This window comes from Streptomyces sp. NPDC002580 (assembly GCF_042889485.1).
Lineage (GTDB): Bacteria > Actinomycetota > Actinomycetes > Streptomycetales > Streptomycetaceae > Streptomyces.
In genome coordinates, this window is the sequence record NZ_JBIAQZ010000002.1 from 219527 (window position 1) to 241459 (window position 21933).

At 72.1% G+C, this 21933-nt stretch carries 20 protein-coding genes; 9 read left to right on the top strand and 11 right to left on the bottom strand.

Annotation, left to right across the window (positions count from 1 at the left end; translation table 11 throughout):
* The first annotated feature begins 203 nt into the window (after window positions 1–203).
* The gene (locus tag ACFYW7_RS07445) at window positions 204–1541 is read left to right on the top strand and encodes a flavin-containing monooxygenase (protein ID WP_389499019.1); all 1338 of its coding nucleotides are present in this window, start codon (window positions 204–206) and stop codon (window positions 1539–1541) included.
* 45 nt (window positions 1542–1586) lie between these two features.
* Here the strand turns inward: ACFYW7_RS07445 and ACFYW7_RS07450 are convergent, their stop codons facing one another.
* The 5 genes from ACFYW7_RS07450 to ACFYW7_RS07470 form a co-directional block, all read right to left on the bottom strand.
* Window positions 1587–2552 (bottom strand): hypothetical protein, encoded by a 966-nt coding sequence (locus ACFYW7_RS07450; protein WP_389499022.1) that lies wholly within the window; start codon window positions 2550–2552, stop codon window positions 1587–1589.
* A 239-nt stretch (window positions 2553–2791) separates the two neighbouring features.
* The gene (locus ACFYW7_RS07455; RefSeq protein ID WP_389499024.1) at window positions 2792–3121 is read right to left on the bottom strand and encodes an antibiotic biosynthesis monooxygenase family protein; all 330 of its coding nucleotides are present in this window, start codon (window positions 3119–3121) and stop codon (window positions 2792–2794) included.
* A gap of 256 nt (window positions 3122–3377) precedes the next feature.
* Window positions 3378–4085: a hypothetical protein gene (locus ACFYW7_RS07460; protein ID WP_389499026.1), complete on the bottom strand. Its 708-nt coding sequence runs from the start codon at window positions 4083–4085 to the stop codon at window positions 3378–3380.
* Between the two features lie 168 nt (window positions 4086–4253).
* Entirely contained in the window at window positions 4254–5252 is a 999-nt protein-coding gene (gap, locus tag ACFYW7_RS07465; RefSeq protein ID WP_389499028.1) for a type I glyceraldehyde-3-phosphate dehydrogenase, read from the bottom strand.
* A 144-nt stretch (window positions 5253–5396) separates the two neighbouring features.
* On the bottom strand, window positions 5397–6353 hold the full coding sequence (locus ACFYW7_RS07470) for a GlxA family transcriptional regulator (protein WP_389499031.1): 957 nt from the start codon (window positions 6351–6353) through the stop codon (window positions 5397–5399).
* A 383-nt stretch (window positions 6354–6736) separates the two neighbouring features.
* On the opposite strand from ACFYW7_RS07470, the gene ACFYW7_RS07475 reads away from it, so the two are divergent.
* A complete protein-coding gene (locus ACFYW7_RS07475) occupies window positions 6737–7906 on the top strand; it encodes an amidase domain-containing protein (protein WP_389499034.1) in 1170 nt (389 codons plus the stop codon).
* Between the two features lie 98 nt (window positions 7907–8004).
* Here the strand turns inward: ACFYW7_RS07475 and ACFYW7_RS07480 are convergent, their stop codons facing one another.
* Window positions 8005–8370 (bottom strand): DoxX family protein, encoded by a 366-nt coding sequence (locus ACFYW7_RS07480; RefSeq protein ID WP_389499036.1) that lies wholly within the window; start codon window positions 8368–8370, stop codon window positions 8005–8007.
* Between the two features lie 109 nt (window positions 8371–8479).
* Here ACFYW7_RS07480 and ACFYW7_RS07485 point away from each other — a divergent pair, with 109 nt between their 5' ends.
* The gene (locus ACFYW7_RS07485; protein ID WP_389499038.1) at window positions 8480–8857 is read left to right on the top strand and encodes a winged helix-turn-helix transcriptional regulator; all 378 of its coding nucleotides are present in this window, start codon (window positions 8480–8482) and stop codon (window positions 8855–8857) included.
* 117 nt (window positions 8858–8974) lie between these two features.
* On the opposite strand, the gene ACFYW7_RS07490 is transcribed toward ACFYW7_RS07485, so the two are convergent.
* The 3 genes from ACFYW7_RS07490 to ACFYW7_RS07500 form a co-directional block, all read right to left on the bottom strand.
* Entirely contained in the window at window positions 8975–9787 is an 813-nt protein-coding gene (locus ACFYW7_RS07490) for a rod shape-determining protein (protein WP_389499040.1), read from the bottom strand.
* Window positions 9784–10155 carry a TraR/DksA family transcriptional regulator gene (locus ACFYW7_RS07495; RefSeq protein ID WP_389499042.1) on the bottom strand — a complete coding sequence of 124 codons (372 nt, stop codon included), beginning with the start codon at window positions 10153–10155 and terminating at the stop codon, window positions 9784–9786. The genes ACFYW7_RS07490 and ACFYW7_RS07495 overlap by 4 nt, the downstream gene beginning before the upstream one ends.
* Before the next feature lie 67 nt (window positions 10156–10222).
* Window positions 10223–10552 (bottom strand): TraR/DksA family transcriptional regulator, encoded by a 330-nt coding sequence (locus tag ACFYW7_RS07500; protein WP_389499044.1) that lies wholly within the window; start codon window positions 10550–10552, stop codon window positions 10223–10225.
* Between the two features lie 407 nt (window positions 10553–10959).
* Between ACFYW7_RS07500 and ACFYW7_RS07505 the strand changes: the two genes are divergently transcribed.
* The 5 genes from ACFYW7_RS07505 to ACFYW7_RS07525 all read left to right on the top strand — a co-directional run bounded on the left by ACFYW7_RS07505 (window position 10960) and on the right by ACFYW7_RS07525 (window position 16313).
* The gene (locus ACFYW7_RS07505; RefSeq protein ID WP_389499046.1) at window positions 10960–11910 is read left to right on the top strand and encodes a HAMP domain-containing sensor histidine kinase; all 951 of its coding nucleotides are present in this window, start codon (window positions 10960–10962) and stop codon (window positions 11908–11910) included.
* Window positions 11907–12581 (top strand): response regulator, encoded by a 675-nt coding sequence (locus ACFYW7_RS07510; RefSeq protein ID WP_389499048.1) that lies wholly within the window; start codon window positions 11907–11909, stop codon window positions 12579–12581. The genes ACFYW7_RS07505 and ACFYW7_RS07510 overlap by 4 nt, the downstream gene beginning before the upstream one ends.
* Before the next feature lie 206 nt (window positions 12582–12787).
* Window positions 12788–15079 carry a protein translocase subunit SecD gene (gene secD, locus ACFYW7_RS07515; RefSeq protein WP_389499050.1) on the top strand — a complete coding sequence of 764 codons (2292 nt, stop codon included), beginning with the start codon at window positions 12788–12790 and terminating at the stop codon, window positions 15077–15079.
* A 184-nt stretch (window positions 15080–15263) separates the two neighbouring features.
* Window positions 15264–15563 (top strand): hypothetical protein, encoded by a 300-nt coding sequence (locus ACFYW7_RS07520; RefSeq protein WP_389499052.1) that lies wholly within the window; start codon window positions 15264–15266, stop codon window positions 15561–15563.
* A gap of 150 nt (window positions 15564–15713) precedes the next feature.
* On the top strand, window positions 15714–16313 hold the full coding sequence (locus ACFYW7_RS07525; protein WP_389499054.1) for a potassium channel family protein: 600 nt from the start codon (window positions 15714–15716) through the stop codon (window positions 16311–16313).
* A 258-nt stretch (window positions 16314–16571) separates the two neighbouring features.
* Here ACFYW7_RS07525 and ACFYW7_RS07530 read toward each other — a convergent pair whose 3' ends face one another.
* Both ACFYW7_RS07530 and ACFYW7_RS07535 read right to left on the bottom strand, forming a co-directional pair.
* A complete protein-coding gene (locus ACFYW7_RS07530) occupies window positions 16572–16916 on the bottom strand; it encodes a carboxymuconolactone decarboxylase family protein (protein ID WP_389499056.1) in 345 nt (114 codons plus the stop codon).
* A gap of 310 nt (window positions 16917–17226) precedes the next feature.
* Window positions 17227–19614, bottom strand: a complete 2388-nt coding sequence (locus tag ACFYW7_RS07535) for an ATP-binding cassette domain-containing protein (protein ID WP_389499058.1) — start codon at window positions 19612–19614, stop codon at window positions 17227–17229.
* Between the two features lie 481 nt (window positions 19615–20095).
* Here ACFYW7_RS07535 and nhaA point away from each other — a divergent pair, with 481 nt between their 5' ends.
* Window positions 20096–21916, top strand: coding sequence for a Na+/H+ antiporter NhaA (gene nhaA, locus ACFYW7_RS07540; RefSeq protein ID WP_389499060.1), 1821 nt, complete (start codon window positions 20096–20098; stop codon window positions 21914–21916).
* Window positions 21917–21933: the final 17 nt, after the last annotated feature.

Below are 21933 nucleotides of genomic sequence, written 5' to 3' on the forward strand. Positions count from 1 at the left end.
TGCGGATGACCGGGCGGTCATGTGACCGCCCGGTCATGGTCGGTGCGGGGGACGCACCCTGTCAACGAGGCGGACGAGCGGGGTTGTTCACTTCTGAACGCCTGAACTCCCACTCACGTCAGGGGCATTGACAGAGTCCCGCATCCGGCAGCAGCCTGTGACCACCCGGTCATGTGACCGGGTGGTCACAGGAAGGGGCGGACATGGAGAGGGTGTGTGTGATCGGGGCGGGCTCGTCCGGGATCGCCGCCTGCCAGGTGCTCGCGGCGCGCGGCATCCCGTACGACTGCTACGAGACCGGATCCGACGTCGGCGGCAACTGGCGTTACCTGAACGACAACGGGATGTCGTCCGCCTACCGCTCGCTGCACATCAACACCTCGCGCCAGATCATGGAGTACGCGAGCTTTCCCATGCCGCAGGACTGTCCGGTCTACCCCAGCCACTTCCACATCGCCCGGTACTTCGACCGCTTCGTGGACCATTTCGGGCTGCGGCCGTCGATCTCCTTCCGTACCGAAGTGGTGCGGGTGGAACCGGTTCCCGGCGGGCTGTGGAGCGTCACGACCCGGCGGCGCGACTCGGGCGATGAGACGGAGCGCACCTACGGGGCCGTCCTGGTCGCCAACGGCCATCACTGGAAGGCCCGTCCGCCGCACCCGCCGCTGCCGGGGGCCGAGGAGTTCACCGGCGCGCAGACGCACTCGCACGACTACCGGACTCCGGAGCCCTTCGCCGACCGGCGCGTCCTCGTCCTCGGCATCGGCAACTCGGCGTGCGACATCGCCGTGGAGACCTCGCGGGTGTCCCGGCGCACGGTGCTCTCCATGCGGCGCGGCGCGCACATCCTGCCCAAGTACCTGTTCGGCGTCCCCACCGACCATCTCACCGGCTCCTGGCTGGCGAGGGCACCGCTGCCCCTCCAGGCTCTGGGCCTGCGGCTCCTGCTGCGGCTCAGCCGGGGCCGGCTCGAGGACTACGGACTGCCCACGCCCCGGCACGGGGTCCTGAGCGCCCATCCCACCATCTCCGACGACCTGCTGTCCCGCCTCGGCCACGGCGACATCGCCGTGAAGCCCGCTCCCGTACGGCTGGCGGGGGACCGGGTGACGTTCGAGGACGGGAGCACGGAGGAGTTCGACGCGATCGTCCACTGCACGGGCTACGACATCGCGTTCCCCTTCCTCAAGGACGAGGTGATCGACCCGGCAGGCAACGACATCGACCTCTACCACCGGGTCGTCCCGCCCGACCGTCCCGGCCTCTATTTCATCGGGCTCGTCCAGCCCCTCGGCGCGATCATGCCGCTCGCGGAGGCGCAGGCACACTGGGTGGCGGATCTGCTGGAGGGCCGGTGCGCGCTGCCCGGACCGGAGCGGATGCGCCAGGAGACGGCGTCGTATCGCGCGCGGCTCACCCGCCGCTACGTCGCGTCGACCCGGCACACCGTCCAGGTCGACGCGCAGGCCTATCTCCGGGAACTGCGCAAGGAACGGCGCAGGGGCGCCGCCCGGCTCCGACGGCGGGCCGCCGGCCGCTGAGGCCCCGCAGTCCGGCACGAACCGGGCACGAACCGGGCCGGCGGGTCAGTACACCTGCTGGACACTCACCCCGTCGTCGACGGCGTCACCCCACTGCCGTACGTAGGAGGCCGCGAGCGCGTCACCCAGGCTCGCCCTGAGGAAGAGCGCCGACCACCGGGCGGAGGTGCGGATGGTGTCGACCTGGGCCAGGGTCTGGGACGAGGGGTCGGGCAGGGCCCCGGGCGGGTTCTGCAGGTCGGTGACGCCGTAGTGATTGGCTCCCGCGACCGTGACGAGGGCCTTGGGCGCGGCGGTGAGGACGTCGTAGGTGGCCCGGGCGGCGGCCGGCGGGGCGACGCCGTCCGCGGCTCCCTGCACCAGGGCCAGGGCCACTCCCGTGTTGTCGACCGGCGGGACCGTTCCGCCGCCCGGGGGCGCGTTGTTGGTGCCGAAGAACGCGGCCGCCTTGAGCTGGGCGGGCCTGACCGTTTCCGTCGGCGGCCCGAAGCAGAACGGCGGGGCGCACTGCCCCCGCACGGTGGCGAGCCCCGCCGCACCGCCGAAGGAGTGGCCGAGCAGGACCAGGGTTCCGGCGTCGACGCGCCCCGCCAGGGGACTGCCGGTGCGGGCGTTCTCGGCGGCGGCCCAGGCGACGGCCGCGAGCCCCTGATCGGAGGAGGCCCACAGTCCGGGCACCCCGTACACGGCCCTCGTGTGGTTGGGCACGACCACGACGAAACCGAAGGCGGCCACCGTACGCGCGAACCCCTCGTACGCCGACTTGTCGACGTTCGCACCCTGCAACAGCAGGGCCACGGGAAGCCGTTGGGTGGTGGCCGAGGGGTAGTAGACGTCCGCCGGGTCCTGGCCGACGGCGGTGGAGTAGTCCGCCGTCGGATAGACGGTCGGGCTGTCCGCGGCGTCGGCGCGGGTCAGACCGCCGGACCCGGCGAGCAGCGCCGCGCAGGCGAGAAAGCCGATCAGGGCCCGTCGTGCGCCGGACGCGAGGCGGCGAGGGGAAGGCGCCATGAGTGCTCCGATCTCGTGTGTCCTACCGGTCGGCGTACGCGGTGGCGGCCCGCCCCGGTCCCCGCGGCCGAACCTCGAACCACCGAGCGACGTTTCCATAAAGGAAACTCTGTTTCACTCTACGTCAGTAAACTGAGAACCCCTCGCACCGTCAACAGCTCGGCACCGCCTCTTCGGCCGCGAACGCGAAACGGCCGCCGCCCCCGCAGGGGACGGCGGCCGTTCACGTGACGATCCGTCTACGACGCTTTCGGCGACGCCTGTTGCACGACCTCGAAGGACCACAGCGTGGATCCGCTCGCCGCCGGCTTGGGACGCTCGGCGCCCTGCGCGTCACCGCCCTGGTGGGCGGCCTTCATCGGGCCCTCCATCCACGCCTGGAAGGACTTCTCGTCGGCCCACCTGGTGTAGACGAGGTAGCTGTCGGTGCCTTCGACGGGGCGGAGGAGTTCGAACCACTCGAACCCGTCGGAGTTCTCCACGGCGTGGGCACGGGAGGCGAAGCGCTTCTCCAGCGTCTCGCGCTGCTCCGCCGGCACGGTCAGTACGTTGATCTTGACTACGCTCATCCCCCCATCCTGCCGCACGACGGCCGGCGGAAGGCCCAGGGGCCACCCGGTGTCCCGGCTCGGCCGCCCGCTCCGCCGAGGACCTCGCCACCGGCCCCACCCCCGCGCACGCACCGCACCCGTCCGGTCCCTGTCCGGTCCCCCATCCGGTTCCGCACCGGGACGGACGCGGCGCGTTCTGTCGCCCCCGGCCGGCCGGGACGGCACGAGCGGCCCCTGCGGCGCGAGCGCCCGTCCCGTTCCAGCGGTTCGCCGGTCAGGAACGCAGCCAGACCCGCAGTGGGCCGATGGGCTCGAAGCCGTGGCGGACGGCGGCCTCGAGGGCCTCGCCGTGTTCGTAGCCGACCACCGGCACGCCGGGGAACAACCGGTGCGCCGCCTCCAGCACGACCGGCCACGCCGTGTCGAGGCCGCCGTCCGGCGCGAACATGTTGGAGACGCCGACCACTTGGTCGCTGCGGCTCGCGATCGCCCCGACGACGACGCGGCCGTGCGCGGACCGTCCGGCGAGCACGAACGTGGAGGGGTCGTCGAGCAGTTCGGGCCGGAAGAGGTCCGCGTCGCCGTCTCCGTCGTCCCAGGCGAGCGCCCAGGCACGCAGTGCCTCCGGGCCGTCCACGACGTCCCAGGCGAGATCCGGGACGGTGGCGGGCGCGCCCGCCGGACGATGGATCCACCGCGCCTCGAACAGGACGTGGAAGCCCGCGCCCGTCAGATCGAGGTCGGCGAAGCTGTCCTTGACGGACGCTCCGGGCGTCGCGTCGATCCCGGCCGCCACGGCGACCGGGTCGGCACCCGGCACCAGCGTCACCGCGTCCGGGTAGTACGGCGGGGTGCGGGTCGGGGAGGCCCAGGTCTGCGGCCCGAACCGGCCCGCCGAGCCGTGCGATCGGCTCATCACCGCGCACCATCCGGCGTTGTTCGAGGCGGCTGCCCGGATCAGGGAATTCTCGGTCGTGGTCACGGGTGTGGATCATGGCCTGTCGCGGCCGGGCCTGTCGAGCGGTTTCCCACGGATCACGGGCCTGTGGACGGACGCCGACCGCACGCCCGTCCACAGGCCACTTTCCCCGGTCCCCTGTCCCCTTCTTGTCCCCGGCGGTCACCGGCGCGGCGCCACCGTGGTGTCGGGTCAGCCGGTGGTGAGGAGCTGCAGCGTGTCGATCACCCGGTTGGAGAAGCCCCACTCGTTGTCGTACCAGGCGACCACCTTGATGTGGCGGCCGTCGACACGGGTGAGCGCCGAGTCGAAGATCGACGACGCCGGGTTGCCCGTGATGTCGGACGACACGAGCGCGTCCTCCGAGTACTCGAGGACCCCGGCGAGCGGTCCCTCCGCCGCGGTGCGGTAGGCCGCCAGGACCTCGTCGCGCGTCACGTCGCGGGCCACCGTCGTGTTGAGCTCGACGATCGAGCCCACCGGAACCGGCACGCGGATCGAGTCGCCCGACAGCTTGCCGTCGAGGCCGGGCAGCACCAGACCGATCGCCTTGGCCGCGCCGGTCGTGGTCGGCACGATGTTGACGGCGGCGGCACGCGCGCGGCGGGCGTCGCGGTGCGGCCCGTCCTGAAGGTTCTGCTCCTGGGTGTACGCGTGCACCGTCGTCATGAACCCGTGCTCGATCCCGGCGAGTTCGTCGAGCACCGCGGCCAGGGGCGCGAGGGCGTTGGTCGTGCAGGACGCGTTCGAGACGATCGTGTGGACGGCGGGGTCGTAGGCGTCGTTGTTGACACCGAACGCCAGCGTCACGTCGGCGCCCTCCGCCGGCGCGCTGACGAGGACCTTCTTCGCACCCGCGTCGAGGTGGGCGCCGGCCGCCTTGGCCGAGGTGAACCGGCCGGTGGCCTCCAGCACGACCTCGACCCCGAGCTCGGCCCAGGGCAGCTGTCCCGGTTCGCGCTCGGCGAGTACCTTGATGCGCCGGCCGTCGACGACGAGGGTGTCCCCGTCGACGGTCACCGGGCGGCCGAGCCGGCCCGATGTCGAGTCGTAGGCGAGCAGCCGCGCGAGCGTGGCGGGCTCGGTCAGGTCGTTGACCGCGACGACCTCCAGGTCGGTGTCGCGTTCGAGCAGCGCACGCAGCACGTTGCGTCCGATGCGGCCGAATCCGTTGATGGCGATACGAGTCATGATTCGTGTCCCTGCGTCATGAATGGTGTCCCTGCGGTTCCCTCCCAGGTTCGCGCGCGGCCGCGGGCGGTGACAGCGGCGAGATCGCCATGGTCCGCAAGGATCGCGCCACCCCGTCGTACGCCGTGTGGCACGGGCCGCGGGTCACTCGCCCTGGGTGAAGGTCCGCCGGTATTCGCTCGGGCTGGTGCCGAGGATCTTGTGGAAGTGCAGGCGCAGATTGGCACCGGTGCCGAGGCCGACGCCCGCGGCGATCTGCTCGACGCTCCATTGCGAGCGCTCCAGCAGTTCCCGGGCCATGTCGATGCGGGCGCGCATCACCCATTGCATCGGCGTGTACCCGGTGTCCTCGGCGAAGCGGCGCGAGAAGGTGCGCGGCGACACCGCCGCGTGCTGGGCGAGCGCTTCGAGGGAAAGGGGCTCGCCGAGCCGGTGCAGGGCCCATTCGCGGGTGGCGGCGAATCGCTCGCCGAGCGGTTCGGGCACGCTGCGCGGCACGTACTGCGCCTGGCCGCCGCTGCGGTAGGGGGCCGCGACCAGCCGCCGGGCGGCGTGGTTCGACGCGGCGACACCGAGGTCCCCGCGCAGGATGTGGAGGCACAGGTCGATGCCCGAGGCTGCGCCGGCCGAGGTGAGCACGCTCCCCTCGTCGACGAAGAGGACGTTCTCGTCGACCCTGACGAGCGGATGTTTCGCCGCGAGCGCCCGCGTGTAGTGCCAGTGCGTGGTGGCGCGCCTGCCGTCGAGCAGTCCCGTGGCGGCGAGCGCGAAGGCGCCCGTGGAGATGGCGGCAAGGCGGGCACCACGGTCATGGGCGTCGATCAGCGCCTCGACGACGGCGCGCGGTGGGTCCTCGCGGTCCGGTGCCCGGTAGCCGGGGACGAAGACCATGTCGGCCCGGGCGAGCTGTTCGAGGCCGTGGGCGACGTGGTACGACAGGCCGTCGCCGCCGGTCACCAGACCTGGTTCCGCGCCGCACACCCGCACTTCGTACGGCATGCTCGCGCGGGTCGTGAACACCTGCGCGGCGATACCGACATCGAGCGGTTTCGCACCCTCGAGCACGAGCACGGCCACGCGGTGCAAGGGGGTTGCTGCCACGGTGACCAGGGTACGTGGGGGCCGCCGGTCATGGTCGTCGACGGCGCCGACGGCCCCCGTCACCGCGCCCGCCCGCGCCGACCGCCGCCTCACGGAAGCCACCCACCCGCGGAGGCCGCCGAGGCGCGGAGGTCACCGACGTGCTCGGGTCACCAACTCATAGGGGGACGCCGCCCCACGGAGGTCATCCCCTGCGACGCGCGAGCGGCGCCCCAGCCGAGGCGGCACCCGGGCCGCACTCCACCGAGGCACTCACGCGAACGGACCGGAAAACGCACAAACGCAGTCAACGCGCAGCAGTTGCCAACCCCCTTCACAGGAGCCACACACGCCGTGCGAGGATGCGGCTCCGGTAGCGAATACCGGCGTAGAGGGGAACACCATTGAAATCAAGGAAACTGAGCCGTAAGCGGCAACGCACGACCATAGTCACGGCGGCGGCCGCGTCGGTCGTCGCCGGCGCAGCTCTGCTGCCCAACTGGTCCGCTGGTGCGGCGAATGTCGCCGAACCCAAGGTGGACGCGTCGACGAAGGCCACCTTCCAGCGGCTGGCGGACGCGGTCTTCACCGACCGTACCGACGCCCTGGTGGACGACGCCGACGGCAAGCGGAAGACCTCCCGGTTCTCCGGCGACGTGCGGCTGTCCTCCACGCAGACGCGCACCGAGAAGGCCGCGCTCTCCCAGTTGGAGAGCCGCAAGGCCCGTCTGGCGTCGCTCGGCGAGAAGTACAGCGCGGCCAACACGACGGTGTCGCTGGACAGCACGAAGGTGAAGGGCCGTCACGCCACCGCCGTCGTCACCGAGACGACGACGCTGACGTACGACGAGGCCAAGGGCGACGAGCCGAAGACGACCGGTTTCGTGGCGCACCACGAGCTGAAGTTCAAGGCCGACCGCGAGGGCACCTGGCAGCTGACCGATGTCAGCGACACCGACGAGGGGGTGGCGGTCAACCAGGTCGCCGCCACGACGCTCGTCGCGACGCCGATGACCGGCAGCACCTCGCCGCCCTCGGCGACCCGTTCCGCGACCACGCCGAGGCCGGCCGCCAAGCCCAAGCAGCTGACGGGCGCGACGTACGACTACAAGGCGATGGCGGCGTACGCGGCCAAGTACTGGAAGACGTACAACACGGCCTACCCCGACTTCAACGGGGAGGGCGCCGGCGGCGACTGCACCAACTTCGTCAGCCAGGCCCTCAAGGCCGGTGGCTGGAAGCACGTTCCCGGCTACACGAACGACTTCCACAAGTGGTTCGGCAACGCCGACATCCAGTCGGACTCGTTCATCGGCGTCAACGAGTTCTCGTGGTTCGCCCTGGACTCGAAGCGGGTCACCAGCCTCGCGAACGTCTACCAGGCGGACGTCGGCGACGTCCTGCAGGTGGACTTCAACAAGGACGGGTCCAAGGACCACAGCATGATCGTCACGTCGCGCAGCGCCCAGGGCGTGCCCTACGTGTCGTACCACTCCACCAACACCTACAACAGGTCGGTGGCGAGCGTCATCGCGTCGTACCCCAACGCGGCGTACTACGCGTACCGCACCTGAGCGGTCGCGGTCTCCGGGGCGGGAGCCCGGCACACCGTGCCGGGCTCCCGCCCTTCGCGTTGCGCGGCCCGTCGGGTCCACGCGGTGCGGCGGGCCGGTCAGAGCCGGGTGGTGCCCAGCACGACGGCCGCCGCGGCGGTCAGGAGCAGGACGACGTTGAGCCCGATGAGCCGGGCCTCGCCGCGGGTGACATGGACGATGATCCCGCCGACCTGGACGAGGACGAGGCCCGTCGCCGCGGCGACGGCGAGCCACGGCGCGATCCCGGTGAGCGGCGGCAGGATCAGACCCGCCGCGCCGAGCACCTCCAGTGAGCCGATGAGTCGGACGAGCGGCATGGGAACGCGGTCGACCCACCCCATCATGGGCCGGAGGCTCTCCTGGCTCTGCAGGACCTTCTTGCCCCCGGCGTAGAGGTAGAACACCGCCAGCAGCACTGCGACGATCCAGTAGGCGACGTCCATGTAGCGACCCCTTGCACGATGGTTACCAGGCGTGAGTTGCCTCATGATGAGTGACTGCCGGGGGGCTTACAAAAGGCACATGGATGTGCGCTACCCACAAGGAGTTGTCATGTCGCGGTACGAGCACACCTGCATGATCCGCGGGGACGGCGGGCGGACGATCCGGGCCGTCCTCGACCGGATCTGCGACAAGTGGACGCTGCTGATCGTGACGACCCTGGAGCGGGGACACCTGCGCTTCACCGATCTGCACCGGCAGATTCCCGGCGTCTCCCAGCGGATGCTGACGCTCACGTTGCGGAACCTGGAGCGCGACGGTCTCGTGTCCCGGACGGCGTACGCGGAGGTGCCGCCACGGGTCGAGTACGCGCTGACGCCCACGGGGCAGAGCCTCATCCCCCCGGCGCTCGCGCTCGCCGGCTGGGCGATGGAGCACCTGGAGGAGATCGAGGCCAGCAGGGCCGCGTACGGAGAGCGGTCCGGTTGACCGGGCGGCGTTCCCCGTGGGCCCGTCACGATGCGCATGTACCACGCCGACGCCGCGATCCCGCCCGCGCAGCTCGCCCGGCGCGTGGAGGTGCCGTCCGGCTTCTCGATCTTCCCCTCACCCCGTTGTCGGCGGGCAGGGGGAGAGGACCGACGGATGGGTGTGGGCGGCCGCCAGGAGCTGGGCCGCGCCTCGGACCGCCGCGGTGTGGGGCGCCGGGACGGGCCTGACGGGGGCGTGCAGGTGCTCGGCGAGCCGGTAGGTGATCTCGGGCCGCAGGGCACCGCCGCCCGCCAGGAGCGTGCCCCGGTGGACGGCGTCGAACGTCTGGGTCGTGTGGTCCTGTTCCAGCATGGTGGTGACCATGGCCACGACGGCGTCGACGATCCGTGTGGACGGGGTGAGGCCGTCCAGGTCGCTGGTGCCCAGGGCGGCGCGGCGGGCGTCGGTGACGCCGCCGTCGGTGAGGAGGACGACCTCGGTGACGTGGGCTCCGAGGTCCACGACGAGCAGCGGCGTGCTCAGGTCGGCGCCGGCGGCGGCCGCCACGGCTCGCGCCGCCGGGACGGTCAGCACCGTGCGCGGCCGCAGGGTCTCGACCGCGACGCGGGCCTCGGCGCGGAAGGCCATCCCGCCGAGGACCGGTGCGGTGAGGATGAGCAGGGGACGGCTGAGCCGGGGCAGGCGGTGGGTGAGCAGGCGGTCCAGCATCCGGGCCGTGCCGGGGGTGTCGACGATGGCCCCACGCCGGACGGGACCGGCGACGCCGCCGCCGTCTCCCGAGAAGGTCACGGTCGGCACGTCGAGGATCATCCCCCGGTCGGACGTCCAGGCCCGGGTGCGGGAGCTGCCCAGGTCCAGCGCGATGCCGCAGCAGTGCCGGCACCGGGGCCAGGGCCGGTGCCGTCCGGGGCCGGGTGCGGTGGTCACCGGCCGGCCTCCCTGACCTGCTGGCAGCGCCCGCAGTAGCGGGCCTGCGGCACGACGGCCAGTCGCTCCGGGCCGATGGCCCCGCGGCACAGGTGGCAGGCGCCGTAGCACCCCTGGTCCATGCGCCGAAGGGCCGCCTCGACATCGGCGAGGACCATGCGGGCGGAGACGGCCAGCTTGACGCGGACCTCGATCCGGGAGGCGGTCTGGCGGGGCGGCGGCGTGGCGCCGTCGATCGAGGCGGCGGCGATCTGCCGCAACTGCTCCCGGCGGAAAAGGCGTTGCTCGTTCAGGTTCTCGCGCAGCGTCGCGAGGTCCTCGGTCGACAGGGTCGTACGGCGCTCGCCGATGATCTGATGGGTCACCACTTCACCCTTCGGGCAGGGCGGGAAACGGACGCGGCCTGACGGGACGCGCGGGACGGATCTTCGTCCGTCAGACCGCGTCACGCACGCAGGGGACGCAGAAGCGGGTGTACGGCAGGATCTCCAGGCGCTCGGCCGGGATGGACCGGTCGCAGAGCTCGCAGATTCCGTATCCGCCGTCCTGGATCCGGCGGGAAGCGGCGTCGATCTCCTTGAGGACGCGCTCGATGATGTCTTTCTGCGCCGTCATCACCTGCTCCTCCGCGTCCCGGTCGATCTCGTCGATGGCCCGGAGCTGTGTCAGCCGGGAATTGCGTTCGTGTTCGAGACGCTGACGGGCCTCGTGCGGCGTCAGGACGTCGGGGCGGCGGGATCCGGTCCTGGGGGTGTCGAGCGACATGGCGGGTCCTTCCTGCGACACGGAGGGTGACGTACGGCGAGTACGCGACGGGGTACGGCCCGGGTGCGGAGTCCGCCCGGCGGGCCGTGGGCCGTGCGATGCCTCCACCCTGGCCGATCCGCCGTGCGAAACCCATCGGGCGCAGTACCCATGTGCGCACCCGGACGCGGCGGGCCGCCCGAGGATCCGGGGTACGCATGACCAGGGAGTACGGAGGACCCGGAGGTCCCGGGAACCTGTCCGGGTCCGGAGGCGGAAATGGGCACGGGACCCCATCGACGGATCGAGCCCGGTCCAGGCAGGCTGGAGAGCAGGCCGGTCGACACGGGCGGCCGCGGCTCCCGCCGGGGGTGCGCGGTCACCGAGAGTGGAGACGAGGCCGTGCACACGAGGAAGGTGTCATCCCGTTGTCCCTGTTCTGGCGGATCTTCGCGCTGAACGCGCTGGTGCTGGGAAGCGCCACCGCGCTGCTGCTGTGGGCTCCGGTGACCGTCTCCGTTCCGGTGGTGCTGGCCGAGGCCGTCATCCTCGTGGGGGGTCTGGTGGTCATGCTGGTGGCCAACGCGGTCCTGCTGCGGATCGCGCTGGCGCCGGTGTCGCGGCTCAGCGGGCTGATGACCACCGTCGACCTGCTGCGCCCGGGCCAGCGGCTGCCGGAGGGCGGCCGCGGTGAGATCTCCGAGCTGATCCGTACCTTCAACGCGATGCTGGAGCGGCTGGAACAGGAACGGGCCGCCAGCAGCGCGCGCGTCCTGATCGCGCAGGAGGCGGAGCGGCGGCGCATCTCGCAGGAGCTCCACGACGAGGTCGGACAGACGATGACCGCGGTCCTGCTGTCCCTGAAGCGGTCGGCGGACGACGCGCCCGAACCCCTGCGCGGCGAACTCCAGCAGGCGCAGGAGATCACCAGGGAGAGCCTGGACGAGGTGCGCCGTCTGGTGCGCCGCCTGCGGCCCGGGGTGCTGGAGGATCTCGGCCTGGTCAGCGCGCTGACCTCGCTGGCCACCGAGTTCTCCACCCACACCGGGCTGCGGGTGGTGCGCGCCTTCGAGGCGGGCCTGCCCGAGCTGGACCGGCAGACCGAGCTGGTGCTGTACCGCGTCGCCCAGGAGGCCCTGACCAACGCCGCCCGCCACGCCGAGGCCGGGCGGGTCGAGGTGAGCCTGCGCCGCGCCGGCGGCGCGGTCGTCCTGGCCGTCGCCGACGACGGCCGCGGCTGCGGTGTCGCTCCGGAGGGCGCCGGTATCCGCGGGATGCGTGAGCGTGCCCTGCTCGTCGGGGCCACGCTCGACATCACCTCCGCACCGTCCGGTACGCGGATCCGGCTGACGGTGCCCGACCCGAGGAAGCAGTCATGAACCCGTCCACCACGTCCGGCGCGTCCGTGATCCGGATCCTCCTCGCCGACGACCACGCACTGGTAAGGCGCGGGGTGCGGCTCATCCTCGACGGTGAGCCGGACCTGGAGGTCGTCGCCGAGGCGGGGGACGGCGCGGAGGCGATCGCGATGGCCCGCGAGCACGAGGTGGACCTGGTCGTCCTGGACATCGCCATGCCCCGGATGACGGGTCTTCAGGCCGCCCGCGAACTGATCGCCCTGAAGCCGGGCCTGCGTGTCCTGATGCTGACGATGCACGACAACGAGCAGTACTTCTTCCGCGCGCTGAAGGTGGGCGCCAGCGGCTACGTGCTGAAGTCCGTGGCCGACCGCGACCTGGTGGCCGCCTGCCGGGCGGCCATGCGCGACGAGCCGTTCCTCTACCCGGGAGCGGTCACCGCGCTCGTCCGCAACTACCTCGACCGCGTCCACGACGGCGAGGAACTGCCCGAGCGGGTGCTGACGCCCCGCGAGGAGGAGGTGCTCAAACTCGTCGCCGAGGGTCACTCCTCCAAGGAGATCGCCGAGATGCTCTTCATCAGCATCAAGACCGTCCACCGGCACCGGGCGAACATGCTCCACAAGCTCGGCCTGCGCGACCGCCTGGAACTCACCCGGTACGCGATCCGGGCCGGCCTCATCGAACCCTGACCCCCGTCCCCACGGACCGCCTCGGGGCTCCGGCCCCCACCCCCCGCCGGAGCCCCGAGGCCTCCCCCGCCCGCCCCGGCCCGAGCGCCGCGCGGGCCCGCTCCCGCCTGCCCGTTCCCACCCGGAACCCGCACCGAGTCCCTGCTCGATGTCATCCCGTTCACCGCCGCCACGCCCTGGCCGCGTCCGCCCGCCGGAGGACCGCTTTGACCCGCGCCCCGCGCATCCGAGGGCTGCTCGCCCTCGCCGCCGTCGCCCTGTCGCTCTACGTCGCGCTCACGGTGCCCGTCCAGCTCGGACTGGATCTGCGGGGCGGCACCCAGATCGTGCTCGAAACCCGCCCCTCCGACGCCGATCCCGGCTCCGGCTCCGGCTCCGGGCAGGAGGCCGTGGACCGCACCGTGGAGGTGCTGCGCGGTCGCATCGACGCGCTCGGCGTCGCCGAACCCACCATCGTGCGCTCCGGCAGCGACCGGATCGTGGTCGAACTGCCCGGAGTACAGGACCCCGAGAAGGCGGCGGCCGTGCTGGGCCGCACGGCTCAGCTCACCTTCCACCCGGTGCTCGGCGGCGCCGCGGGTCCGGACGAGGAACCCGCCTCCTCGCCCGAGCGGCCCGGCCACCGGGTCCTGCCCGACGAGTCGGGCCGGTTCCTGCGCCTGCCAGCCGCCGCGCTGACCGGCAAGGACGTCCAGGAGGCCGCCGCCCGTTTCGACCAGCAGGGCGGGGCCGGGTGGCATGTCACCGTCGATTTCAAGGGAGCCGGCCGCGACGGATGGGCCCGGCTGACCGGTGAGGCCGCCTGCCACCCGGCGGGAGACCCGTCCCGCCGGGTCGCCATCGTCCTGGACGACAAGGTCATCTCGTCGCCCCAGGTCGACCCCTCGGTGTCCTGCGGTTCCGGGATCGGCGGAGGCTCCACCCTGATCACCGGTTCCTTCGACGACGGTGAAGCACGCGAACTGGCCCTGCTCATCAACGGCGGCGCCCTGCCCGTGCCGGTGGAGACCGTCGAACAGCGCACGGTCGGCCCCACCCTCGGGGCGGAGGCCATCGCGGCCGGTGCCTGGGCCGGGGTCGTCGGCACGGCGCTGACCGCGCTGTTCATCGGTGTGGTCTACCGGCTCATGGGCGTCCTGGCCACCGTCGGCCTGGCCTGCTACGCCCTCATCTCGTACGCCGTCCTCGCGGCCATCGGGGCCACCCTCACCCTGCCCGGACTCGCCGGGTTCGTCCTGGCCATCGGCATGGCGGTCGACGCCAACGTGCTCGTCTTCGAGCGCGCCCGCGAGGAGTACGCCGGTCGAAAGGGTTCCACGCCCCGCTCGTCGCTGACGGCGGGATTCCGCGGCGCCCTCAGCGCGATCGCCGACTCCAACGTGACCACCCTCATCGCCGCCGGACTGCTCTACTTCCTGGCCACCGGACCCGTACGCGGCTTCGGTGTCACGCTGGGCATCGGCGTTCTCGCGTCCATGTTCAGCGCCCTCGTCGTCACCCGCGTCCTCGCAGAGTACGCCGCCTCGCGCACCGGTATACGCCGCCGCCCCCGTCTCACCGGTATCGCCCACCCCGGCCGGGTCCGCGACCACCTGGCCCGCAGGAACCCGGACCTGATGCGTACCCCGCGCCGCTGGCTGGCCCTCTCCGCGGCGGCGCTCGCCCTGGCCGGTTCCGGAATCGTCCTGCGCGGCCTCGACCTGGGCATCGAGTTCACCGGCGGCCGGCAGATCGAGTACGCCACCGCCACCGTCGTCGAGCCCGACCGGTTGCGCGGCGCGCTCGACGACGCCGGGTTCCCCCGGGCCGTCGTCCAGGAGTCCGGCGACCACCGGCTCACCGTCAGGACCCACCGGTTGACCGACGCCCAGGCGGCCACGATCACCGCCACCGTCGGCGAGCTGACCACGCGGGCCGACAAGCTCCGCGACGAGGCCATCGGCCCGAGCCTCGGCAGGGAACTGCGGCAGGGCGCCCTGATCGCCCTCGGGATCGCCCTGGCCGCCCAACTCCTCTATCTGGCAGCCCGGTTCCGCTGGCTGCTGGGAACGGCGGCGGTCGCCGCGCTGGCCCACGACGTCGTGATCCTCGTCGGCGTGTTCGCCTGGCTCGGCAAGCCCGTCGACGGCGTGTTCCTCGCCGCGCTCCTGACCGTCATCGGCTACTCCGTGAACGACTCGGTCGTCGTCTTCGACCGCGTCAGGGAAGTGCGGCGCCGGGACGGCGGGGCGCCGTTCTCCCGCGTGGCCAACAGCGCGCTCCTGGAGACCGTCCCGCGTACGGTCAACACCGGCATGGGCGCCGCCTTCATCCTCACGGCGCTGGCGGTCCTCGGCGGCGACACCCTCGCGGACTTCGCCCTCGCCCTCCTGATCGGCCTCGCCGTGGGCACGTACTCCTCCATGTTCACCGCCACCCCGCTCGCCGTCGAACTCGACGACCGTCGTGTCCGCGCGTCGGCCCGCCGCCGGACCGACCGCGACCCGGACACCGTCTGAAATCCCGAGTCCCTGCCGAAAGAATTCGCTCGTCCCGCGGTTCGTCGTCATGGCACCATGCCCGCCATGACGACGAACCGAAGGGCCCATGCCGCGTAGACGGCGGGGACAGCTCCCGACCGGCGCCGCCCGCCACCGGCCACGCGGCACCCGACCCGACATCGACGGCCTCTCCGCACGCACCATGTCCGAGATATTCCGCCTCGAAGCCGACCGCTCGTATCTGTGCCCCGGAGACGTCGGCACGGCCCTGCGCCTCTGGAAGAACCATGTCCGGCGTCCCGAACGCCTGTTGTGGCAGGACCACGAGGGGGGCGACCTCTACGGCGAATGCTGCGGCGACCCTCACGAGGCCCGGATTCTCCTGGACACGGTGACGGCCGCGCTGTCCCCCCGCGGCGCCCGCGAACTCCGAGGCGTCGTCGGCCGGTGGGACGCCGTGTGGAACCGGGTGTCCCGTCCCCACGGCCCGCGATCGGGCTGACGGACGAGCCGGGTCCGGACGCCCGGTGCCGCGCCCTGACGGGACGCGGGCCGAGGAGCGCACGGCCATCCCGGTGACCACGTGGTGCGCCTGCCGCCTGGCGCCCGTGGCACCGGGGAGGTTGGGTGCTCAGGCAGGCTCGGGCGCGCGATGACGGCGGCGAGCGGTGAGCGGCGGCGTCAGGGCGGAACGGTGGACCGGGAATCGAGAACGAGGCGGCGCGAGACGCTTCGCGCCACGCTGCGGGCGGTCCTGACCAGCGCCGTCCTCGTCACCGCCTACTACCTGCTCCCGCTCGACTCGTCCTTCAGCACCGGTACGGTCCTCGCGCTCACCGGCGGCATCGCGGTGGTGTCACTGCTCCTGGCCTGGCAGATCCGCGAGATCACCCGCTCCCGGCGTCCCCGGCTGCGCGCCATGAAGGCTCTGGCCCTCTCCGCCCCGCTCTATCTGCTCCTGTTCGCGACGGTCTTCTACCTGCTGGAGCACAGCGCGCCGGGCAGCTTCAGCGCGCCGCTGTCACGGACCGACTCCCTGTACTTCACCATGACGGTCTTCAGCACCGTCGGCTTCGGCGACATCACTCCGCGCACCCAGTCGGCCCGGCTGCTGGTCACGGGGCAGATCACGGCGAACCTGCTGCTGATCGGGGTGGCCGCCCGGCTCCTGGTGGCGGCGGTCCAGCAGGGCGGGGAGCCCGAGGCGCCGGGCCCAGCCGGGGAGAGCGGCGCGACCCGGCACGAAGGGTGAACTCCCCCGTGCGGTGGCACACTTCGGTGCCACGCGTCGGCGGCACGAGGCGCCGGGCACGCCGCCGGAACCCACCTCGGCGCCCGGCCTCCGTGCCCGGCGTCGGCACCCGAACGCGATGATCGACGGCCCGGCGCGCGGCCGGGCACGCGTCTCGACCTCGGCCCCGAATTCGGCGGCCCGGCCCGGTGGACCGATCAGCCCCTGAACGGCACCTGGACCGGGTAGCGGCTCAACACCCTTCCCCGGCCGTCCGGTTCAGTTCCCGGACGTGGCCTCCGAGTCCGCCCCGATCCGCGTCTCGGCCACGGCGATCGCGACGCCGAGCGCCTCGGCGATGTTGCCCGCGGCCGTCATGACCCGTGCCGTGCCCACGATGGGGGCGATCGCCACCAGGACGTCCTGCACCTCGGTGATGGTCAGATCGGCGTTCATGGCGGGGTCGATGTGCGCGAGGTAGGAGATGGGAGGCGCGTCCGAGGCCGCGAGCGCCGCGATGCGGGTGAGGATGAGCGTGTCCGGGGGAAGTCCGCACCGCTCCAGGGAGTCGACGGTCATGGCGGCGAGGGTGTCCAGAACGGGCGTTTCGGATGTGGTGGTCATGGCGGCCGGCCTCCTGATGCGGTGACGGGGCGCTGGAGACGGACGGGTCGCTGTCCGCGGGCGCCACTCTGTGCGTCAACCGTAGAAGCATTTCGGGCGGGGCGCTCGCGGAGCCCGGCCGGTCCGGCGGTACGCGTTCCGACGCTGGCGGACTCCGCCGACGGGCCGCCACCCGTGGCCGGAACGAGCGCTGTTCGGTGTCCGGCGGGGCTCGGTCCGGGGCGTCGGCGCGCCCGGCCGTGGCCGGCGGCGGCCCGGCACGTGTCCCGATGAGGCGGGTACGCGTCCCGGGCCGCCGCGAGTGCCCCGGTCAGCCGCCGACGTAGGCCGCGAGGTGCTCGCCGGTCAGGGTGGGCCGGCCGGCGACGAGGTCGGCCGGGGTGCCTTCGAAGACGACCCGGCCGCCGTCGTGCCCCGCGCCGGGGCCGAGGTCGATGATCCAGTCGGCGTGGGCCATGACCGCCTGGTGGTGCTCCACGACGATGACCGACTTGCCGGAGTCGACGAGCCGGTCGAGGAGTCCGAGCAGCTGCTCGACGTCGGCGAGGTGCAGGCCGGTGGTCGGCTCGTCGAGGACGTAGACGCCGCCCTTGTCGGCCATGTGCGTGGCCAGCTTGAGCCGTTGCCGCTCGCCGCCGGACAGTGTGGTGAGCGGCTGTCCGAGGGTGAGGTAGCCGAGCCCGACGTCCGCGAGCCGCCCGAGGACGCGCTGCGCGGCAGGGGTGTGCGCCTCACCGTCGCCGAAGAACGCCTCGGCCTCGTCCACCGACATCGCGAGCACCTCGCTGATGTCACGGCCGGCGAGGTGGTACTCCAGGACCGACGCGTCGAACCGCTTGCCCTCGCAGTCCTCGCAGGTGGTGGCGACACCGGCCATCATCGCCAGGTCCATGTAGATGACGCCCGCGCCGTTGCAAGTGGGGCAGGCGCCTTCGGAGTTGGCGCTGAAGAGGGCCGGCTTCACATCGTTGGCCCTGGCGAACGCCTTGCGGATCGGGTCGAGCAGACCCGTGTACGTCGCCGGGTTGCTCCGCCGGGAGCCACGGATCGGAGCCTGGTCGATGGACACCACGCCCTCGCCCGCCGGGATGGAGCCGTGCACGAGCGAGCTCTTGCCGGAGCCGGCCACGCCCGTGACCACGACCAGCACCCCGAGGGGCACGTCGACGTCGACGTCCCTCAGGTTGTTCGCCGACGCCCCGCGGATCTCCAGCGTGCCGGTCGGCTCGCGCCAGGTCTTCTTGACGGAGGCCCGGTCGTCGAAGTGGCGGCCGGTGACGGTGTCGCCGGCCCGCAGCTCCTCGACCGTGCCCTCGAAACAGACGGAGCCGCCGCCCGTACCGGCGCCGGGGCCGAGGTCGACGACGTGGTCGGCGATCGCGATGGTCTCCGGCTTGTGCTCGACGACGAGCACCGTGTTGCCCTTGTCCCGCAGCCGCAGCAACAGGTCGTTCATGCGCTGGATGTCGTGGGGGTGCAGGCCGGCGGTGGGCTCGTCGAAGACGTAGGTGACGTCGGTGAGCGAGGACCCGAGGTGCCGGATCATCTTGACGCGCTGTGCCTCGCCGCCGGACAGCGTGCCCGCCGTCCGGTCGAGGGCCAGGTAGCCGAGGCCGATCTCCACGAACGAGTCGAGGGTCCGCTGCAGTGCCGTGAGCAGCGGTGCCACGGACGGCTCGTCGAGACCGCGGATCCATTCGGCCAGGTCGCTGATCTGCATCGCGCAGGCGTCGGCGATGCTGATCCGCTTGATCTTCGAGGCCCTGGCGCCCTCGCTGAGCCGGGTGCCGTCGCACTCCGGGCAGGTGGTGAAGGTGACGGCCCGGTCCACGAAGGCCCGGATGTGCGGTTGCATCGCCTCCTTGTCCTTCGAGAGCATCGACTTCTGGATCCGCGGGATCAGGCCCTCGTAGGTCATGTTGATGCCCGCGATCTTCATCCGGGTCGGCTCGTGGTGCAGGAAGTCCTGGAGTTCCTTCTTCGTGTACTTGCGGATCGGCTTGTCCGGGTCGACGAAGCCCGACTCCTTGTAGAGACGCATGCTCCAGCCGTCCGAGCCGTAGCCGGGGATCGTGATCGCGCCCTCGTTCAGCGACTTGGAGTCGTCGTAGAGCTGGGTGAGGTCGAGGTCGGAGACGGTGCCCCGGCCCTCGCAGCGCACGCACATGCCGCCGGTGCGGTTGAAGGTCGCCTTCACCACATTCTTCGCACCGCGCTCCACGGTGATCGCACCGCTCGCCCTGACCGAGGGGACGTTGAAGGCGTACGCGCTGGGCGGGCCGATGTGCGGCTTCCCGAGCCGGCTGAAGAGGATGCGCAGCATCGCGTTGGCGTCGGTGGCGGTGCCGACCGTGGAACGGGGGTCGGAGCCCATCCGCTGCTGGTCGACGATGATCGCGGTGGTCAGTCCTTCGAGGACGTCGACCTCGGGCCGCGCGAGCGTGGGCATGAACCCCTGCACGAAGGAGCTGTAGGTCTCGTTGATCAGCCGCTGCGACTCGGCGGCGATCGTGTTGAACACCAGGGAGCTCTTGCCCGAGCCGGACACGCCCGTGAACACCGTCAGTCGGCGCTTCGGGATGTCGATGCTGACGTCCTTGAGGTTGTTCTCGCGCGCGCCGAGCACCCGGATCAGATCGTGGCTGTCGGCGCCGTGCGGCGCGGGCGACCGCGTATCCGTCCTCGTGGCCTTGCTCATCGTGTCTCCATCTGTCGGGCGGGGCCGCCGTCGCGGTCTCCGCCGGCATCGCCTGGCTCGATCCGACCGGCCGCACGCGGTGCGTCGGGGGTTTCCCGGCCGGTTCCGGCCGCCCGGTCGCGGCCACCGTCCACGGCGTACGGCTCCGGTGGGGGCCGACGTGATGTGACGATGTCCATGCGGACACGCTAGGCGAGGCCGGGTCCCCGGCGCTTCTCGAATTCTGATCGGTCCGGCACTCCCGGCGGCGGGCGGCCCCGACGAGTCCAAAAGCGCGCGGAAGCGCGCGGTCCGCCGGCTGTCCCGCCCCTGCCCCGGCCCGGTCCCCGGCGCCCGAATCCCGCTCGCGCGGGCGAGGGGGACGGGGGATGCGGACGTGGGGGGCGAGAATCGGTGGGTGACCACGCCATCCGATTCGTCGCCCTCCGATACGCCGCCCCTGTCAGGTCAGAGTCAGTGCGGCAGGGACGCCCGCAGCCCGTTGCGCGCGTTCCTGCGGACGGAGACCGGCAGTGCCGCCGTGCTCCTGGCGGCCGCCCTGCTGGCGCTGGCGTGGGCCAACATCGGCCCCGGCTCGTACGCGTCGGTGTGGAGCACCGAGCTGTCGATCCGCGTCGGGTCGGCCGGGGTGTCGCTGGATCTGCGCGAGTGGGTGAACAGCGGGCTGATGACGCTGTTCTTCTTCGTCGTCGGACTGGAGGCCCGCCGTGAGTTCGACCTGGGCGAGCTGCGGGAACGCCGCCGGGTCACCCTGCCGCTGCTGGCCGGTCTCTGCGGCATGGTCGTCCCCGTCGTCGTCTACCTGGCTGTCACCTCGGGCCACGGCTCCGCAGCCCACGGCTGGGGTGCCGCCATGTCGACGGACACCGCCTTCGCCCTGGGCATGCTCGCCGTGTTCGGGTCCCGGCTGCCCACCAATCTCCGAGTCTTCATGCTCACCGTCGCCGTCGTGGACGACTTCCTGGCGCTGGCCGTCGTCGTCCTCGCCTACAGCGACACCGTCTCCCTGCCCGCGCTCCTCACGGCGCTCGGTCTGTTCGTCGTCGTCCTGTCGGTACGGCGCACCATCGGCGCGCGCCTCCCCTCCCTGTACGGCGTGCTGGGCGTGGCGATCTGGGTGGCGCTCCTGAAGTCGGGGATCGACCCGGTGGTGACGGGTCTGGCGATGGGCATGCTGACGTACGCGTACGCGGCGGAGCGCGGCGACCTGGAGCACGCCAGCCGGCTGTTCCGGCGTTTCCGCGAGCAGCCGACCCCGGAACTCGAGCGCACGGTGCGGCGCGGCCTCGCCTCGACGCTCTCCCCCAACGAGCGGCTCCAGCAGATGTTCCATCCCTGGACGAGTTACGTGATCGTGCCGCTGTTCGCGCTCGCCAACGCCGGAATCACGCTGAGCGCCGGTCAGCTGGCCGACGCCTTCACCTCTCCGGTCACGCTCGGCATCCTCTTCGGCTATCTGCTCGGCAAGCCGGTCGGCGTCATCGGCGGCACCTGGCTGACGACGCGGGCCGGCCGGGGACGCCTTCACCCGCCGGTGGGTTGGGGTGCCATCACCGCGGGGGGCACGCTGGCCGGTGTGGGCTTCACGGTGGCCCTGCTGATCGCGTCGCTGGCCTTCGACGGCGGCCTTCTGGAGCAGGCGAAGATCGGGATCCTGGCCGCGGTGGCGAGCTCGTTCCTGCTGACCTGGGTCGTCACGCTGGTGATCGGCGCCCTGGGCGCGCGTTCCCGGGCGCGGGCCCTGCTCGGCACGGGCCAGGCCATCATCGACCTGAACGAACCCGTCGACGTGGAGCGTGACCATGTGCGCGGGTCGCTCGACGCGCCCGTGACACTCGTCGAGTACGGCGACTTCGAGTGTCCGTACTGCGGCCTGGCCGAGTCCGTGGTGCGCGAACTGCTCGCCGGGTCCGGTGACGTCCGCTACGTGTGGCGGCATCTTCCGCTCACCGATGTGCATCCCCACGCCCAGCTCGCCGCGCAGGCCGCCGAGGCCGCGGCCCGCCAGGACCGCTACTGGGAGATGCACGACCTCCTGATGGGGCACCAGGGCGACCTGGGCCCGAAGGACCTGTTCCGGTACGCCGCTCTCGCGGGTCTCGACAGGGACCGCTTCCGCGAGGACCTCCGGTCCGGGCCGGTCTCCGCCCGGGTGGCCATGGACGTCGAGTCGGCCGATCTCAGCGGTGTCTCGGGCACGCCGACGTTCTTCGTCAACGGCCGCCGTCACCACGGCGCCTACGACATCGCCTCGCTGGCCGCGGCCGTACGCGCGGCACGCCAACGGGCGGCGCTCACGTGAGCGGGCCAGGACACCTG